The organism is Rhizobium sp. CG5, from assembly GCF_023701945.1.
Classification (GTDB): domain Bacteria; phylum Pseudomonadota; class Alphaproteobacteria; order Rhizobiales; family Rhizobiaceae; genus Allorhizobium.
This window is the reverse complement of record NZ_JABAEF010000006.1, coordinates 276,518-293,326: the sequence shown is the minus strand read 5'-3', so window position 1 is coordinate 293,326 and position 16,809 is coordinate 276,518. Positions and strand designations below refer to the sequence as shown.

15 protein-coding genes are annotated in these 16,809 nt (G+C 62.4%); 3 read left to right on the top strand and 12 right to left on the bottom strand.

From position 1 onward, the window contains the following. The first annotated feature begins 88 nt into the window (after nucleotides 1-88). Nucleotides 89-2,236, top strand: a complete 2,148-nt coding sequence (katE, locus tag HGO38_RS12770; RefSeq protein ID WP_250956263.1) for a catalase — start codon at nucleotides 89-91, stop codon at nucleotides 2,234-2,236. Between the two features lie 158 nt (nucleotides 2,237-2,394). Here katE and HGO38_RS12765 read toward each other — a convergent pair whose 3' ends face one another. The 7 genes from HGO38_RS12765 to HGO38_RS12735 all read right to left on the bottom strand — a co-directional run bounded on the left by HGO38_RS12765 (nucleotide 2,395) and on the right by HGO38_RS12735 (nucleotide 9,134). Then, nucleotides 2,395-3,390 (bottom strand): Gfo/Idh/MocA family protein, encoded by a 996-nt coding sequence (locus HGO38_RS12765; RefSeq protein WP_250956262.1) that lies wholly within the window; start codon nucleotides 3,388-3,390, stop codon nucleotides 2,395-2,397. Next, a complete protein-coding gene (locus HGO38_RS12760) occupies nucleotides 3,387-4,268 on the bottom strand; it encodes a sugar phosphate isomerase/epimerase family protein (RefSeq protein WP_250956298.1) in 882 nt (293 codons plus the stop codon). Before HGO38_RS12760 ends, HGO38_RS12765 begins: the two co-directional genes overlap by 4 nt. A gap of 25 nt (nucleotides 4,269-4,293) precedes the next feature. Then, a complete protein-coding gene (locus tag HGO38_RS12755; RefSeq protein WP_250956261.1) occupies nucleotides 4,294-5,127 on the bottom strand; it encodes a carbohydrate ABC transporter permease in 834 nt (277 codons plus the stop codon). Beyond that, nucleotides 5,124-6,047 (bottom strand): carbohydrate ABC transporter permease, encoded by a 924-nt coding sequence (locus tag HGO38_RS12750; protein ID WP_250956260.1) that lies wholly within the window; start codon nucleotides 6,045-6,047, stop codon nucleotides 5,124-5,126. The genes HGO38_RS12755 and HGO38_RS12750 overlap by 4 nt, the downstream gene beginning before the upstream one ends. Nucleotides 6,048-6,237: 190 nt before the next feature. Next, a complete protein-coding gene (locus HGO38_RS12745) occupies nucleotides 6,238-7,437 on the bottom strand; it encodes an ABC transporter substrate-binding protein (protein WP_250956259.1) in 1,200 nt (399 codons plus the stop codon). 27 nt (nucleotides 7,438-7,464) lie between these two features. Continuing rightward, nucleotides 7,465-8,448 carry an alpha/beta hydrolase gene (locus tag HGO38_RS12740; RefSeq protein WP_250956258.1) on the bottom strand — a complete coding sequence of 328 codons (984 nt, stop codon included), beginning with the start codon at nucleotides 8,446-8,448 and terminating at the stop codon, nucleotides 7,465-7,467. Beyond that, nucleotides 8,445-9,134, bottom strand: a complete 690-nt coding sequence (locus HGO38_RS12735) for a GntR family transcriptional regulator (protein WP_250956257.1) — start codon at nucleotides 9,132-9,134, stop codon at nucleotides 8,445-8,447. The genes HGO38_RS12740 and HGO38_RS12735 overlap by 4 nt, the downstream gene beginning before the upstream one ends. 101 nt (nucleotides 9,135-9,235) lie before the next feature. On the opposite strand from HGO38_RS12735, the gene HGO38_RS12730 reads away from it, so the two are divergent. Further along, nucleotides 9,236-10,303, top strand: coding sequence for an ABC transporter ATP-binding protein (locus HGO38_RS12730; RefSeq protein ID WP_250956256.1), 1,068 nt, complete (start codon nucleotides 9,236-9,238; stop codon nucleotides 10,301-10,303). Between the two features lie 92 nt (nucleotides 10,304-10,395). Here the strand turns inward: HGO38_RS12730 and HGO38_RS12725 are convergent, their stop codons facing one another. The 5 genes from HGO38_RS12725 to HGO38_RS12705 form a co-directional block, all read right to left on the bottom strand. Continuing rightward, the gene (locus HGO38_RS12725; RefSeq protein WP_250956255.1) at nucleotides 10,396-11,472 is read right to left on the bottom strand and encodes a D-alanine--D-alanine ligase family protein; all 1,077 of its coding nucleotides are present in this window, start codon (nucleotides 11,470-11,472) and stop codon (nucleotides 10,396-10,398) included. 37 nt (nucleotides 11,473-11,509) lie between these two features. Further along, the gene (locus HGO38_RS12720) at nucleotides 11,510-12,076 is read right to left on the bottom strand and encodes a cysteine peptidase family C39 domain-containing protein (RefSeq protein ID WP_250956254.1); all 567 of its coding nucleotides are present in this window, start codon (nucleotides 12,074-12,076) and stop codon (nucleotides 11,510-11,512) included. Nucleotides 12,077-12,330: 254 nt separating this feature from the next. Then, nucleotides 12,331-13,254, bottom strand: coding sequence for a 5-dehydro-4-deoxyglucarate dehydratase (kdgD, locus tag HGO38_RS12715; protein ID WP_250956253.1), 924 nt, complete (start codon nucleotides 13,252-13,254; stop codon nucleotides 12,331-12,333). Nucleotides 13,255-13,299: 45 nt separating this feature from the next. Further along, nucleotides 13,300-14,280 carry a mannonate dehydratase gene (locus HGO38_RS12710; RefSeq protein ID WP_250956252.1) on the bottom strand — a complete coding sequence of 327 codons (981 nt, stop codon included), beginning with the start codon at nucleotides 14,278-14,280 and terminating at the stop codon, nucleotides 13,300-13,302. A 76-nt stretch (nucleotides 14,281-14,356) separates the two neighbouring features. Beyond that, nucleotides 14,357-15,082: a FadR/GntR family transcriptional regulator gene (locus tag HGO38_RS12705; RefSeq protein ID WP_250956251.1), complete on the bottom strand. Its 726-nt coding sequence runs from the start codon at nucleotides 15,080-15,082 to the stop codon at nucleotides 14,357-14,359. A gap of 122 nt (nucleotides 15,083-15,204) precedes the next feature. Here HGO38_RS12705 and HGO38_RS12700 point away from each other — a divergent pair, with 122 nt between their 5' ends. Next, nucleotides 15,205-16,800, top strand: coding sequence for an ABC transporter substrate-binding protein (locus HGO38_RS12700; RefSeq protein WP_250956250.1), 1,596 nt, complete (start codon nucleotides 15,205-15,207; stop codon nucleotides 16,798-16,800). Nucleotides 16,801-16,809: the final 9 nt, after the last annotated feature.

Here is a 16,809-nt window from a genome sequence, read left to right as displayed (position 1 = left end):
TTACGACGATGACGACATCGATGTCGGGAACAAAAGCAGGCGGCTTTTGTTCGACTGGGACCATCCCTCATGTGCCCGGAGCATCTCAATGGCCAAGACCCCCCCCGCCAAGTCCGCGTCTGCAAAGACCGAGACTGCTACTATCCACGACCAGAAATTGATCCGCGGTGCCGGCGGCGAACTGCACCAGATCGCCGAGGGCGATACGCCTGTCATGACGACCGCCCAGGGTGGCCCGGTCGCCGACGACCAGAATTCGCTTCGCGTCGGCCCGCGCGGTCCGCTGGTGGTCGATGACTTCCACTTCCGCGAAAAGATCTTCCACTTCGACCACGAACGCATTCCCGAGCGCGTCGTTCATGCCCGCGGCTATGGTGCGCATGGTTACTTCGAAACCTATGAATCGCTGGCCGCCTACACCAAGGCCGACCTTTTCCAGCGCCCGGGCGAGAAGACGCCGGCTTTCGTGCGTTTTTCGACGGTGGCCGGCAACAAGGGTTCCGCCGATCTGGCCCGCGATGTGCGCGGTTTTGCGGTCAAGATCTATACCCAGGAGGGCAACTGGGACCTGGTCGGCAACAATATCCCGGTGTTCTTCATCCAGGATGCCATCAAGTTTCCCGACCTGATCCACGCCGCCAAGCAGGAGCCGGACCGCGCCTTCCCGCAGGCGCAGACCGCCCATGACAATTTCTGGGATTTCATCAGCCTGACGCCGGAAAGCATGAACATGATCATGTGGATCATGTCCGATCGCACGATTCCGCGCTCGTTTCGCTTCATGGAAGGCTTTGGCGTGCACACGTTCCGCCTGGTCAATGCCAAGGACGAATCGACCTTCGTGAAGTTCCACTGGAAGCCGAAGCTGGGCCTGCAGTCGGTGGCCTGGAACGAAGCGGTCAAGATCAACGGCGCCGATCCCGATTTCCATCGCCGCGACCTGTGGCAGGCCATCCAGTCCGGCAATTTCCCCGAATGGGAATTGCAGGTCCAGCTGTTCGACCAGGCCTTTGCCGACAGCTTCGATTTCGACGTGCTCGATCCGACCAAGATCATTCCGGAGGAAATCCTGCCGCCGCAGGCGATCGGTCGGCTTGTTCTCGACCGCATGCCGGACAATTTCTTTGCCGAGACCGAGCAGGTCGCCTTCATGACCCAGAACGTGCCGCCGGGCATCGATTTCAGCAATGATCCGCTGCTGCAGGGCCGCAACTTCTCCTATCTCGATACCCAGCTGAAGCGTCTCGGCGGTCCGAATTTCACCCATCTGCCGATCAATGCGCCGAAATGTCCCCTCGCGCATTTCCAGCAGGATGGCCACATGGCGATGCGCAATCCGGTCGGCCGGGTCAACTACCAGCCCAATTCCTTCGGCGAAGGCCCGCGCGAATCCCCGACCCGCGGCTATCGTCATTTCGAGGCAGAGGAGCAGGGCACCAAGGCGCGGCTGCGTCCGGAAAGCTTTGCCGACCATTACAGCCAGGCGCGTCAGTTCTATATCAGCCAGGCCCCGGCCGAGCAGCGCCATATTGCAGCGGCGTTGACGTTCGAGCTGAGCAAGGTCCAGACGCCGGCCATTCGCGAGCGCATGGTGTCGCATCTGTTCAATATCGACGACACGTTGGCGACCACCGTCGGCCAGAAGCTGGGCTTCCAGTCCATGCCGAAGCCCGCCGATGCGGCGATGCCGACACGGCAGGATCTGGAGCCTTCGTCGGCGCTCAGCATCGTCAAGAATGGTCCTGAGCGGTTCGAGGGCCGCAAGCTCGGCATCCTCATCACCGATGGGGTGGATGCCAAGCTTCTCAAGGGCCTGATCACCGCCATCACCAAGGAAAAGGCGGACTATGAACTGATCGCCCCGAAGGTCGGCGGCGTGACGGCCTCCGACACATCCTGGGTCGAGGCCCATCAGATGATCGATGGCGGACCGTCCGTTCTCTACGATGCCGTGGTGGTGCTGTCCTCAGCAGCAGCCATCGATGATCTCGTCCAGGAAGCCACTGCCCGCGATTTTGTGGCGGATGCCTTCCAGCACTGCAAGTTCATCGGCTATGGGCCGGAAGCTTTGCCGCTGCTGGAGCGGGCCGGGATCGCTGACGCGATGGACGAGGGCGTGATCCAGTTGCCGGGCGAAGACGGTCTGGCCGCTTTCGTTGCGGAACTCGGCAAGCTGCGGGTCTGGGGTCGCGAACCTTCGGTCAAGGCGAGCAAGGCATCGACGCCGGTCAAGTGAGCGGCGTGCGGCAAGGTTCCAATTGATGGAGCTGTCGCCAGACGGCCGATATAAATGACTGATCGTATTGCAACGGGACCCCAGGGCATTTTGCATTGGGGTCCTTCTGTCTGTCATGAATGGACAACGGCGCGAGCTGAGCCCGCGCCGTCTCCGTCTCAGAGGTCGAGTTCCCTGCGCAGCGTTTCCAATCGCTCCATAGCGATGACGCCGTCGCGGATGGACGGGGCCGGGGTGTCGGCGCCGCCAAGGGCCGGGATCACGTCGGAGAGCAGCGAGAAATAGCCCTTCGGGTCTTCGTTGGCAGCGGCTGTGAAATTTGGCTTCCAGGTCAGGCTGTCGACGTCGTCCGTGAGCGTGGCCTGGGGATCATCGACCTTGAAGGGCGGATTGCGGTTCCATCTGACGTCGATGACATTGTCGACCTCGATGCGCTGGTGGTCACCCATCAGTTCGATGCGCTCCACCGGAGCGCCGCGCGACTGGATCGTGCCCATGGCAATGGTGCCGATGGCGCCGCAGTCGAAATCGAGGCTGATGTGGAAGAGCACCTTGCCCGGCTCCTTTTCCACCTTGCGGGCGGTCAGTTTCTTGACCGGCGAGACCAGGAAGGAGACCAGGTCCATGTAATGCACGCAGTGGTGCAGGAAGAAGCCGGTGTAGTCGACATTGCCGACGAAGTAGCCGGGCGCCGTCATGTAATAGCCGGTGAGGCCCAGAACCGGACCGAAGCGGCCGGAATGGACGATATTGGCGGCGATCTTGTTGCCGGCCGAGTAGCGCTTCATGAAGCCGAGCAGTAGCGGCTTTTTGGCCTTTTCGGACGCCGCCAGCAGTTCCCGCGCGCCGGCCGCACTACCCGATGGCGGCTTTTCCATGAAGACCGGCAGGCCGCGGGCCAGCGCTGCCTTGCCGAAGGCCAGGTGCTGGTCGGGACCGACGGCCATGCCGATGGCATCAAGGCCGGGCGTGGCGATCAGCTCGGCCGCGTCGCTGGTCAGGGTCGAGACGCCGAACTGACGGCCGGCGCTGGCCAACCGCTTGCCGTCGATGTCGCAGAGCGCCTTGATCTCGACATCGTGGCGCACGAGTTGGGGCAAAAGCATCTGGGTTGCGTGGATGCCGCAACCGATCCAGCCGATCTTGAGTGTCATCTGCGATATTCCGTCAAAAGGAGGTGGGACTTGATGAAGCTGGCGCTGGCGGACAGCCGCTCGCTTTCGTCTTCATGGGGCGGACGCCATTGCGCGAAGGGAACGCCGAAGCGGTCGTCGTTGCGGCGGAAGGGTTCGAGCGAGACAGGGCCCTTGTAGCCGATGGTGTGCAGGGCCCGGCAGACCGAGACCCAGTCGGTGGATCCGGTGCCGGGAAAGCCGCGATGGTTCTCGTTGGCCTGGAAATGGGCGACGCGCGGACCGGCCAAAAGGATCGCCTCGGCGATCGAGGCCTCTTCCATATGCATGTGGAAGGTATCGAGCATCATCTGCACGGCCGGATGATCGACCGCATCCAGCAGTTCCATGGCCTGCTGGGTGGTGCAGAGCACGTCGCTTTCGAAGCGGTTGAGCGGCTCGACCGCAAGCGTAATGCCGATCTTGGCGGCATGATCGCCCGCCTCGCGCAAGCCGGCAACGCAGCGCGCCTTGCGGGCCAGCCGTTCGTCCTCGGCGACTGGCTGCGGTGGGCGGCCGGCAAAGACCAGCGGATTGCCGGTCAGCGGTCCACCGACGATCGTGGCGCCAAGCGCCAAGGCGCAGTCGGCGGTATATTTGAGATAGCCGATGCCAGCGCGATGGGCAACCGGATCGTCGGACGACAGGTTGCGCTGCAGGTTGACGCGCGCCGCCAGCACGACGCCGAGGCCGGCGCCTTCCAGTGCTGCCCTTGTCTTGTCGAGGTCAAGCTCGCCCGGCTCCGGCACCAGCAGTTCGATGAAATCATAGCCGAGCTCGCGCATGCGCGAAAACAGCGGGAAATGCTCGGCCGTAAAGGGCCTGGCATATTGCATGGAAATCAACCCGACGGGGTTCATGGTCAATCCTCTTTCTTTCAAAAATTCAGCCTTTGACGGCGCCTTGGGTGAGGCCGCCGATCAGGCGACGCTGGACAATCAGGAAAAGCAGGGTGGCGGGCATGGCGCCGACCACCGCGCCGGCGGCAAGCAGACCCCATTCGATCTGGTATTCGCCGATCAGCGTCTGGATCGCCACGGTGACCGGACGGACGTTTCGCCCGCCGAGCGTCAGCGCGTAGAGATATTCGTTCCAGGCGGTGATGAAGATGTAGATGCCGGTGGAGATGATGCCCGGCATGGTCAGCGGCAGCACGACGCGGCGAAGCGCCGTCAGTCGCGAGCAGCCGTCGATCATCGCGGCCTCGTCGAGGCTTTTGGGGATCGCGCCGATATAGCTGGTCAGCATCCACACCGCGAAGGGAATGGCGACGGTGGCATTGGCGAGGATCAGCCCGAAATGGGTATCGAGAATGCCGGCTTTGCGCATCAGGATGAACAAAGGCAGGATCAGCAGCACGATCGGGAACATGTTGATCAGCAGGAACTGCAGCATGATCAGCTTGCGCCCGGCAAAGCGGAAGCGCGAGAAGGCATAGGCCGCGGTGACCGAGACGGCGAGGCCGAGCACAACAGTGCCGCCGGCGATGATCAGGCTGTCCAGCATATTGCCGAGAAAGCTGGTCTGCTGCAGCAGGCGGACATAATTGTCGAGGCTCCAGCCGGTCGGCGAGACCGAGACGCCGGTGGCGTTGAGCGTTGCCGTCGGGGTCAGCGAGGTCAGGATCATCCAGGCAAACGGTCCCATGGCGAACAGCACGATCAGAAAGACCGGCAGGTCGGTGGTCAGGATGCGACGCAGGGTGCTGGGCTTGTTCATCTCTCGACCTCCTTCATGGTGCGCATCAGATAGATCGCGACGATGGCGCCGAGACAGATCGTGAAGGTGACGGCGATCGCCGTGCCATAGCCGAAATCGAGGTTCTGGCGGGCCCGCACAAAGGCGTAAAGCGGCAGGGTATGGGTCGCATAACCGGGGCCGCCGCCGGTCATGACGAAGATCACGTCCATCGAATTGGCGACCCAGATGACGCGCAGCAGCCCGGCGGTTGCCAACACCGGCGCGATACCGGGCAGGGTGATGTGCAGGAACTGCCGCCAAGGGCTGGCGCCATCGATCGAGGCTGCCTCGTATTGGCTCCTGGGAATGCCCTGCAGGCCGGCCAGGATCATCACCGCGAAGAACGGAAACCCCTGCCAGGTCAGCGTGGCGATGATGGCATAGAGCGCCAGATCGGGATCGGCGAGCCATGGCACGGCGGTCTTGATCAGCGAGAGATAGAGCAGGATGTCGTTCAGCACGCCGGTGTTCGGATCGTAGATCCAGCGCCACATCAGCGCGATGACGACGGAAGGCAGCGCCCAGGGGATGATGATCAGCGCGCGGGCAAGGCCGCGCCAGGGAAATTCGCGGTTCAGCAGCAGGGCGGTCAGAAGACCCAGGCCCATCTGCAGCGGAACCGTCAACCCGATCCAGATCGCCGTATTGCGCAGCGCGGTCCAGAACACCGGGTCGTTGAAGAGCTTCACATAATTTCCGAAGCCGACAAAGCGACTGGCATTCGGCTTCCACAGGATCAGGTCGTAAAAGCTGGTATAGACCGCCTGCACCATCGGAAAGAACACGATGAAGATCGTCACCAGAAGCGCCGGCGCCAGAAGCGCATAGGGCATCATCCGGGTCGATAGCGCTGGCGCGATGACGACGGAGGGCTGATGGGATTGTACGACGGTCGACATGAACTTGATCCTTGCCTTTCGGCTTGTCCGGGAGACCGTCCGGCCAGGGCCGGGCGGGTTGAGGGCGTGGGGCGGCCAGGGGCAGCACTCCGCCAAGTGATACCCCTGGCCGCCACCGTGCTTCCGCCGTCCGGCAATCGCCGCCCCAACGGAGCATGGAGCCGGCAGCCAGACAGCAGAGCGACGACGGTTACTGGGTGAACAGCGCTTCCAGCTGCTCCATCATCTGCTTGGAGGTGATCTGGCCGGTCAGCGCCTGCTGCATGGCGGTCTGCCAGGCCGTATTGACGAATTCCGAGGTCGCGGTGTTCTGCGGCAGCACCTTGGCAAAGGGCAGCGAATTGACCGTGGCATCGACGAAGCGCCGTTCGTGCAGCGTCCACTTGGCCGCGCCGCTTTGGGTCACGGTCATCTGGCCGGTCGCCTTGTTGAAGGCGACATTGTTCTCGCCTTCGGCCAGGAACGAAATCCACTTCCAGGCGGCGTCCTTGACCTCAGACGAGGCGAAGATGCCGAGCGATTCGTCGCCATAGGAGGTCCAGCGATTGCCGCCGCATTCCGGAACAGGTACGGCCGAGACCTTGTCGCCCAGCGCCTTGACCATGTCGTTGGACGAGCCGATGTGATGGATGGTCATGGCGGTCTTGCCGCTCTTGAAGGCGCCGGTGATTTCCTGGAACCCATCGTTGGGAGCCGATGGCGGAATGACCTTGTCCTTCTGGAACAGATCGATCAGCCACTGGTTGGCGGCGACCGCCTTGTCATTGGTCAGGCCGCCGGGTTTCAGTTCGGCACCCTGCGACATCACGAAGGCGCCCCACTGGTCCCAGCCGCCCTTGCCGCCGCGCAGGCCGAAGCCGTAGGTGTCCGGCGCCTTGGTCAGCTTGATCGCCGCGTCGCGGAACTCTTCGCAGGTGGTCGGTGGCTTGAGGCCCGCCTGTTCGAACAGGTCGGCGCGGTAATAGAGGTAGAGCACGACATACTGGATCGGCAGGTAATATTGCTGGCCGTCCGGGCCCTTGTTCAGTTCCAGCAGGTTGTCGAGCAGATCGGCCTTGCCGGCCCAGGCGTCGATGCGATCGCCGATCGGCTCCAGCGCCTGCATTTCGGCAAGGCGCGGCAGGGCAAAGAGCTTCACCATGGCTGCATCAGGCGCATTGCCGCCGACCAGGGCCGTGTAGAGATTGTCGTAATAGCTGTTCCACGGAACGTTTTCGGCTTCGATCTCGATGCCGGGATTGGCCGCCTCGAATTTGGCCACGAGGTCGTTCATCGGGTTGTCGGGATTGTCGAAATGGTACCAGAACCGGACCGTTTCGGCCTGGGCCGCGCCGCTGGCGAGCAGTGCCGAAAGGGCAACCCCCATGGTCAGTGTCTTCAAGAGTGTCATGTAGTCCTCCTCCTCAAATAAAGCCGGCTACGATTGGGCAGCCATCCTTCTTGCCTCCACGCCTGCAAAACGGAGCGCCTCCCGCGCCGCCCTGAGGTCGATGGTATTCTGTAGAAAGCCGTGGGTGACGCCCGAGACCACGGTCACCGCCTCGGTGCGGCCGAGGGATGTCAGCCGGGTCTGCAGCGACAGGGTATCGGACAGCAGCGGATCGACGCCGGCCGCCATCAGATGCAAAGGCGGCAGGCGCGACAGCGCCGCGTCACTGGCCTGCAAGGGGCAGGCGAGCGGATCGGCCGCAACCGGCCGATCGCCGGCATACATTGTCCAGTAGCGCTGCATCTTGGCCCTTGTCAGGCCGGGGCCTTCGGCGAACTGCAGGTAGGATGCCGTCTCGAAATCGCGATCATAGGTTCCGTAGAACAGCAGGGCGCCGCTAGGTGCGGGTGCGCCTTGCGATTGCTCATGCAGGATGGCGGCAAGTGCTAGGTTGGCACCGGCGGAATCGCCAGCCACCAGCACCGGGCCGGCGGCAAGACCGCAACGCTCGGCAATGGTGCCGACATGGCGAAGTGCTGCGATGGTGTCGTTCAGGCCGGCCGGGTAGGGGTGTTCCGGCGCCAGCCGATAATCCGGCACGACGACCGTCATGCCGGCCTCGACGGCCAGCACGCGGGCGCAACGCTCGTGGGTTTCCGGGCTGCAGAAGGCAAAGCCGCCGCCATGGATGAACAGGATCAGGCCGGCACCGGCATTGTCCGGCACGAAGACGCGCAGGCGGCAGCGGGCGGAATCGAGCGTCTCGTCGGCCTCCAGCCAGAGGGTCAGCACATCAGCCATGTCGGGCAGGTCGACGTTCCAGCGGGCAATGGCCTCCTCGCATTGGGCGCGGCCCTCGGCCGGCGGCAGCAAGGTCGGATCGGGCTGGGGCGCACCCTCGGCGGCGATGCGGGCCATCAGCGCCGCCATCTCGTCGGACAAATGGGACGGTTCGGGGATCCTCATCGTCATTGGCTGGCATCCGGGAAGACGCTCGGGCCGAGATCGACGATCGTTGCGATATGATGATGCAGCGCCTGGTTGGCGCGGGCGGTATCGCCGCTCTCGATCGCCTCGATCACCGAGCCGTGGCGTTGCGCCGTTGCCAGAAGATCGCGCGGCGCGGTGCTGCGGGAAATCTTGAAACGGTGATTGTGCACCAGGCAGCGATGCAGGATCGGATCGAGCGCCGGCAGGTCGGCATCCTGGAAGATGCGGCGATGGAAATCCCGATCGAAAGAGGCCAGTTCCAGCTCGTCGTCGGCCGTTGCCGCCTCGATCATCTCGCCGTAGAGCGCCTTCAGGTCCGGGATGAGCGAGCGGCTCGGGGCGCGCAGCACGCGCACGATGCCGTTGCATTCGATCTGCTGGCGAACGCGGAACATCTCGACGGCTTCGGCTTCGGTGCATTCTGAAACCTGCGTGCCGCGATGGCCCTTGCGCAAAACGAGGCCTTCCTCCTGCAGCTGCAGCAGCGCCTCGCGCACGGTTCCCTGGCTGCAGGCGAAATGCGAGGCGAGATCCAGTTCCGTCAGTGCCGCACCGGCCGGCAGCAGGCCCAGCATGATATCGCGCTTCAGCTGGTTGAAGGCTGTCGCGGATTTCGCTGATTTTGTCGGCTTGGCCGGGCTGGTGGGCCTGGTGGAAAAATAGGACATCAACTTGCCTATGGTGTTGCGCGTCGCTGCTAATATCATTATTGATAATGATATCGATAATAGACGTCAAGGCCCGATTTGGCCTTCTGGGAGGAGAAACAGTGAGCGCAATTTCGTTGAAACGGATCCGCAAATCCTATGGAGCCCTGCAGGTCATTCACGATGTGGACATCGATATCGCCAGCGGCGAGTTCCTGGTCCTGGTCGGCCCGTCCGGCTGTGGAAAGTCAACGCTCCTCAGGATGATTGCCGGACTGGAGGAGATTTCCGGCGGAGTTCTTGAGATCGGCGACAAGGTGGTCAATGCCCTGCCGCCGTCCGAGCGCGACATTGCCATGGTGTTCCAGGACTATGCGCTCTACCCGCATATGACGGTGCGCGACAACATGGCCTTCGGGTTGAAGATGCGTGGCGAGAGCGAAGAGACGATCACCAAGCGCGTCGACCGAGCCTCCGATATCCTGAAGATCGGCCCGTTTCTCGACCGCCGCCCGGCGCAGCTCTCCGGCGGACAGCGCCAGCGTGTCGCCATGGGCCGGGCGATCGTGCGCGAGCCGGCAGCCTTCCTGTTCGACGAGCCACTGTCCAACCTCGATGCCGCATTGCGCATCGAGATGCGCCTGGAGATCGCCAAGCTTCACAACCGGATGAAGGCGACCACCGTCTATGTCACCCATGACCAGGTCGAAGCGATGACCCTTGCCGACCGGATCGTCGTCATGAATGCCGGTGTGGTCGAGCAGATCGGCAAGCCGCTGGACCTCTATCACCGGCCGGCAAGCCTGTTCGTGGCGCGCTTCATCGGCAGCCCCACGATGAATACGATCGATGCTTCACTATCCGATGGCACCCTCACCATTCTCGGCCGCTCCGTTGCCTTGCCCGAATCGGCCGCGCCGGGAACCGGCGCCAAAGCCGTCACGCTCGGTCTGCGGCCGGAGGATATCGTCCGGTGTTCGGCGCATGAGGCGTGGTTTTCGGGCGAGGTCGCCGTGGCCGAACGGCTGGGCAGCCAGACCTATTGTTATGTGGAAATCGGCCATACGCGCATGCTGACGGTGGAATTGCCGCGCGATGCGGAGATCCGGGTGGGCGAACAGATGCACCTGCGCGGCGTGCCCGACGCCATCCACCTATTCGACCCCAAGACCGGCATGCGTCTCAACTAGAGGTGCGGCCTTGGTTCTGCGTTTGGCGCGCAGCGTCTGCCTACTCTGGCCCCGGACGCAGCCGCGCCTCGGGACCGTTGCAGGCGGCCGCTTCACCGCGCCGCCCGTGCCAGCCCGTGTTCCACCAATCGGTCGATGATCTCGGCATAACTCACGCCGCTGGCGGCCATCGCCTTGGAATACATGCTGATATCGGTAAAGCCGGGGATCGTGTTGATCTCGTTGACGAGGAAGGTCATGTCTTCGGTCAGAAAGAAATCGACGCGCGCCATGCCATCGCAGCCAAGCGCCCTGAAGGCCTTGGCGGCCATGTCGCGCATCTCGGCCTCGATTTCCGGCGGCAGCTCTGCCGGAACCTTCAGCGCCGCACCGTCCTCGTCGATATATTTGGCGTCATAGCTGTAGAAGCCGTGGCTTTCGGCGGGAATGATCTCGCCGGGTCGGGAGACGAACAGTCCGCCAGCCGGATCTTCCAGCACGCTGAATTCGATCTCGCGGCCCGCGATGAATTCCTCGGCCAGCAGGATGCGGTCATGTTTGAAGCCTTCCACCAGAGCCGGCAGAAACTCCTGGCTACCGGACACTTTTCTCACGCCTACCGAAGACCCCTGGCGGGCCGGCTTGATGAACACGGGAAGCCCGAGTTCGCGTTCCAGCACGGACAAATCGGGCGTCTGATCCTCGCTGATCGTCACCGACCGGGCGACCGGAATGCCGGCCACGCGCAGCAGCCGTTTGGCGATGACCTTGTCGAGCGCGGTCGCCGAACCGAGGATTCCGCAGCCGACGAGCGGTACGCGGGCCACTTCGGCAAGCCCCTGCACCGACCCATCCTCGCCGTGCAGGCCATGCAGGACCGGAAAGAGGATGTCGATCTTCGGCAGATCGTAAGCCGGCCCATTCGCCGGAAGGGCAATCATCCGCCCCTGTCCTCCGGGAACAAGGCACACTTGCGTGCCGCTGGAGGGTTTCGACAAAACGCCGTTCTCGAAGGAACTTAACAGCCATACGGCCTCGCGGGTGATGAAGATCGGCACGGGCTCATAGCGTTCCGGCGCCAGGGCCTGCATCACATTGGTCGCCGAAAGCACCGATACGTCATGTTCGGCGGATCGCCCGCCAAACAGCACGGCGATACGCAGCGTCTCGGGGCCTGAGGCGTGGGGCATGAAATGGTTCTCCGCAATGATGAGGGGTTGAAATGGCTTAAAGGCCGACGGCAATGCCGCGGTTGGCAAAGAACTGGTCGAAGGTCGCAAGCGGCAGGGTCACATCGGCCTGGCTTTGCCGGTCGTGACCGGAAGGGTTATGGAAGCGGATCGTATCGGCTCCAGCCGCCGTTACCAGAACCAGGTGCCCGCCTTTGGAAGGCGGCTGACGCTCCGGCCAGCGAATAGCGCTGTTGACGGAGGCGATGAAAAATCTCCGCTGCGACAGAAGCTCGGGAATGGTGGATGTTTCGACATTCGTCACCGTCTCGGCCTGCAGCCCGAAACGCTCGGCGACAAATCTGACGAAGGGCGCATAGATCAGACCCTTGATCGAGGCATCCGCATCGTTGACGACATAGCCGCCATAGTCCGTGCAGTCCCTGGCCAGCGTCAGCGTCGGATGGATCTCGCCACGTGCGGCAAGGATCATCTTCAGGCAGGCCATGCCGCAGGCATTGACGGCCCAGCGTGCATAGTCCTCGATCGTCTCCGCCCCGGAATTGCGCCAGAGAGGGTCGCGCAACAGCGCCGAACCGCCCTCCGATATCACCGGCAGCGTCATCTCGGGCGTTTCCCATTGATTGAAATAAGGCGTTTTAGCCGGCTGGTCCCGCACGAAATCCCCGATCGATGATCACATCCCGCTGGAAGATCGACAAGCAAAACGACTGTTTTGCGGCAGATAGGCCCGGTCTGCGAAATTTTCGCAGACCGGTCGGCCGGTAGGCCGGATACAGGTCGTGCGCAGGGCGGGTTCACGCCCGTCGGCTTTCGCCAACCTATGCGGCAGGCGGTGGCCGGCCTGCTGCGGATTTTCTATTCCGCGGCGGCTTTCGCGGCGTTATTGGCCTGAACCAGCCGTTCCAGCAGGGTCATTTCGTCGGCGGTCAGGTCGGTCAGCGGCGGCCGGACGGGGCCGGATTGCTGGCCGATCGCCCGCAGGCCCGCCTTGATGATCGACACCGCATAGCCCCGGCGGCGGTTGCGCAACGCTACGAAGGGAAAGAAGAACTCGGTGAGGATCTGATCGACGACGGGCTGGTTGCCGGCCCGCAGCGCCTTGTAGAAACGCTGGGCCAGCGCCGGCACGAAGTTGAACACGGCCGAGGAATAGGTCGTCACGCCGGCGGCGAAATAGGCCTGGGCATAGACTTCGTGGGTCGGCATGCCGCCGACATAGACCAGCCGATCCTTGATCTTGGTGGTGATCTCGATGACCTTGTCGACATCGCCGACGCCATCCTTGAAGCCGATCAGGTTTGGGCAGTCGTCACAGAGCCGGGCGATGCTGTCGGCGTTCAGAACCGCATTGTCGCGATTGTAGACGACCACGCCGATGCCGACCGATTTACAGACCGTCCTGACATGCGCAACCAGGCCTTCCTGTTCGGCAAACATCAGATAGGGCGGCAGCAGCAGCAGGCCATCGGCGCCGGCCTTTTCGGCCGATCTGGCAATCTCGACGGCCAGCGCCGTGCCGTAGCCGGTGCCGGAAATGATCGGCGTCTTGCCGGCCGATGCCTTGGCGGCCCGGATAACCTCGGGAATTTCCGACGGGGTCAGCGAGAAGAATTCGCCGGTCCCGCCGGCGGCAAACAGCACCGAGGCGTCAAAACCGGACAGCCATTCGACATGGCGACGATAGGCGGGCTCATCGAACTTCAGATCGGCAGTAAAGTGGGTTACGGGAAAGGAGAGAAGTCCGTCGCCGACGGCTTTCTTGAGCTCAATGGGGTCCATCTGAAATCCTTGTGTCTCTGTCAATGCAATGGGAGGGACGCCGCATCAGATCTGCGATGTCTCGAGGGCTTGGAGGATGGCGGCGATATAGCCGTAGCAGAAGGCAAAGGCGGTGCCCTGCGGGTCGCGGCCGCTGATCGTCGGCACATGGTCGGGCATGACCATGTAGCGGTAGCCGACCTCCTTGTAGACCTTCAGCGAGCGGACCATGTCCATGTCGCCTTCGTCCGGGAAGGTCTCCATGAAAGACAGCTTGCCGCCGCTGATATTGCGGAAATGCAGGTTGAACAGTTTGCCGCGGGTTCCGAACCAGCGGATGATGTCGTCGATTTCCTCGCGCGGATTGTCGAGCATCTCGCCGACCGAGCCCTGGCAGAAATTGAGGCCGTGATAGGGGCTTTCGCGCATCAGCACGAATTTCTTCAAACCTTCGACCGTACCCAGCACGCGGGTGACGCCCTTGTAGCCGGGCGGCGTATAGGGATCGTGCGGATGGCAGGCGAGCCGAACGCGATTGCTTTCGGCCACCGGCACGACACGCTCGAGAAAATAGTCGATGCGCTCCCAGTTCTCGTCTTCCGAAAGCGTGCCGGCGAGACCCGGAGCGGCCTGATGATCGGCTTTGTCCCAGCGGAAGGCTTCGTTTCTGGAGCCGCCGCGCCCCGGCTCCATCTCCGTGCGCGGAATGCCGATCAGGTTGAGATTGTATTTGGCGGCCGGAATGCCGACCTTGGCGCAATTCTCGATCATCGTGCAGACCGCATCGATCTGGCGGTCGCGATCGGGTCCCGCCAGCAGGATATCCGGATAGGGGGCTCTTTCGATCACCCGTGAGGGCAGAGGCAGCTGGATCATATCCAGCATGATGCCGAAGCTCTCGACGTGATCGCGATGCCGCTCCAGATCCTCCAATGTCCATGTTTCCGGCAGTCCCGGCGGGTCGGCCGAAATGTGCTTGACGCCCAGTTGGGCAAAGACCCGGTAATCCTCGTCATCGCGGGCGCCGACCTGTGTTCCCAGATACACTACGCACTCCTCCTCGAACTCGAAATTCATATCACATCATATGACATAATATGAATTTCGAATCCTGTCGAGAGGCTTATTGGCTTTCGGCGAGGATGCGGTAGCGGCGTTGGCTGGCCATCAGGTGGTCGCGCATGGCTTGCCGGGCGCGATCCGGGTCCTGTTCGGCAATGGCCGACAGGATGGCGACATGCTCGGCATGGACCTTGTTTAAATAATCGCGATCGCTGGCGTCGGGCAGGGTGGGGAACTGGCCGCGCGGGATGGCGCGCGGACCGAAATGGCGCAGCACATCGACATAGAATCGGTTGTTGGTGGCAGCGGCAATGGCCATGTGAAAGTCGTAATCCGCCTCGACGGTCGGCTTCCCCTCTTCGATCAGGTGGGCCATTCGGCGGTTGGCGGCGCGCATGGTTGATTCCTGTTCGGCCGTCCGGCGATAGGCGGCAATGGCGGCGGCTTCACCCTCGGTTGCCATGCGAAATTCGAGCAATTCCAGGGTTTCCGGAATGCTGTTGATCTCGATCGGTGTCAGGTTGAAGGTCTGGTGGCTCTTGGGATCACTGACGAAAACACCCTTGCCCTGCACCGGCTTGACATAACCCGCGGCGCGCAGGTCGGCGATCGCTTCTCTGACCACGGTGCGGCTGACGCCGTAGCTTGCCTCGAGCTGCGGCTCGGTCGGCAATTGGTCGCCCTGTTTCAGCTTGCCGCTTTCGATCTGGCCGCGCAACTGGTCGATCAGCTGCTGCGCCAGTCTTTGTCGTCCCCGTGGTGCTGTTGTCCCCAGTCCGTTTGCCATGGTCTGCCTGTCTCGTTCTCTTTTTGGCGGGCTCTTGCCAATATACGCGAAGTCCGATAAATCATAATACGACATACGGACGACATCATATGTATCGTATGATAGACTAGGGAGGAGATTCTATGAAGCATTTTTCGAGACGACTGTTCGTCGGCGTTGCGCTGAGCGTTTTGACGCTTGGCGCGCCGACCCTTCACGCTGCCACACCCGACAATCAGCTGGTTATCGCGACATCGCTCGCGCAGGTCCTGTCGCTCGATCCCCATCAGGCGACCGAGGGCAAGGCGGTCGAAGTCATGTCCAATCTCTATGATCGGTTGGTGGCCACCGATGCCACCGGCAAGATCCTGCCGCAGCTGGCCGAGACATGGGATATCGATGACAAGGGCATCACCTTTCACCTTCGCGATGCGGAATTTGCATCTGGCAATAAAGTAACATCCGCCGACGTCGTCTATTCGCTGACACGCCTGATGAAGCTCGACCAGGCCGCGGCGGGTAACTTGAAGCGCGTCGGCTATTCTGCGGATAATATCGAAACGCTGGTGACCGCGCCGGATGAGAAGACCGTCCGCGTCGACCTGTCGGGTGAGGTCACGTCGGAACTACTGCTCTATCGCCTGGCCATGTGCATTGCCAGTGTCGTCGATAGTGAAGAGGTCAAGACGCATGCCGTCGACAACGACTATGGCAATGCCTGGCTGCGCACCAATTCTGCCGGTTCCGGGCCGTTCACGCTCAATCGCTGGACGCCGAACGAAATGGTCATTCTCGACGCCAACAAAAACTATGTGGCCGGCGAGCCGAAGATGCGCCGCGTCATCGTTCGTCATGTGCCGGAAAGCCAGGTCGAGCGCCTGATGCTGGAGCGTGGCGACGTGGATATCGCCAGCGCGCTGACGGCCTCGGACCTTGGCACCTTCAACGACAAGAAGGGCTTCGGCATCCAGCGTATTCCGACCGGCGGATTTTATGTGCTGGCGATGAATGCCGGCAAGAAGGAGCTCTCCGATCCGAAGGTGCGCGAGGCGATCGCCTATGGCATCGACTACAAGGGCATGGAGAAGGCGATCATGGGCCCCTACGGTCGTGTCCGCACGGTGCCGGTGCCGGAAAACTACGACTATGCTATTGCGAGCCCCGACTGGCAGCTGAATGTCGAGAAGGCCAAGGCTCTGCTCGCGGAAGCCGGCTACAAGGACGGTTTCAGCCTGACACTGAAGACCATCGCCCAGACGCCGCGCATCGATCTGGCGACCGCCATCCAGGCATCGCTGGCCCAGATCGGCATCAAGGTGGAAATCCGCCAGGGCAACGGCTCGGAAATCATCGCCGCCCACCGCGCTCGTGATTTCGACCTGCTGATGCCGCAGACCGGGGCCTATATGCCGAACGCGCTGGGCGCCATGGAGCAGTTTTCCAGCAATCCCGACAATTCGCTGGAAGCCAACAATGCCGGCAATTTCGTCTGGCGGTCGGCCTGGGACATTCCCGAACTGACGGCGCTCACGGCAAAGGCCGCCATGGAGCCGGATTCGAAGAAGCGCGGTGCGCTTTATGTCGAGATGCAGGAGATGTTCGTGGCGCAGAAGCCGGCCGTGCTGCCGCTGTTCGAGCGGTTCGAGCCGATCGTGGTCAGCGATCGCGTCAAGGACTATGTGGGACATCCCAGCCTGGCGACCCGCCTGGAAGGCGTCACCAAGACAGCTGCTGAGTAACGGGCAAGG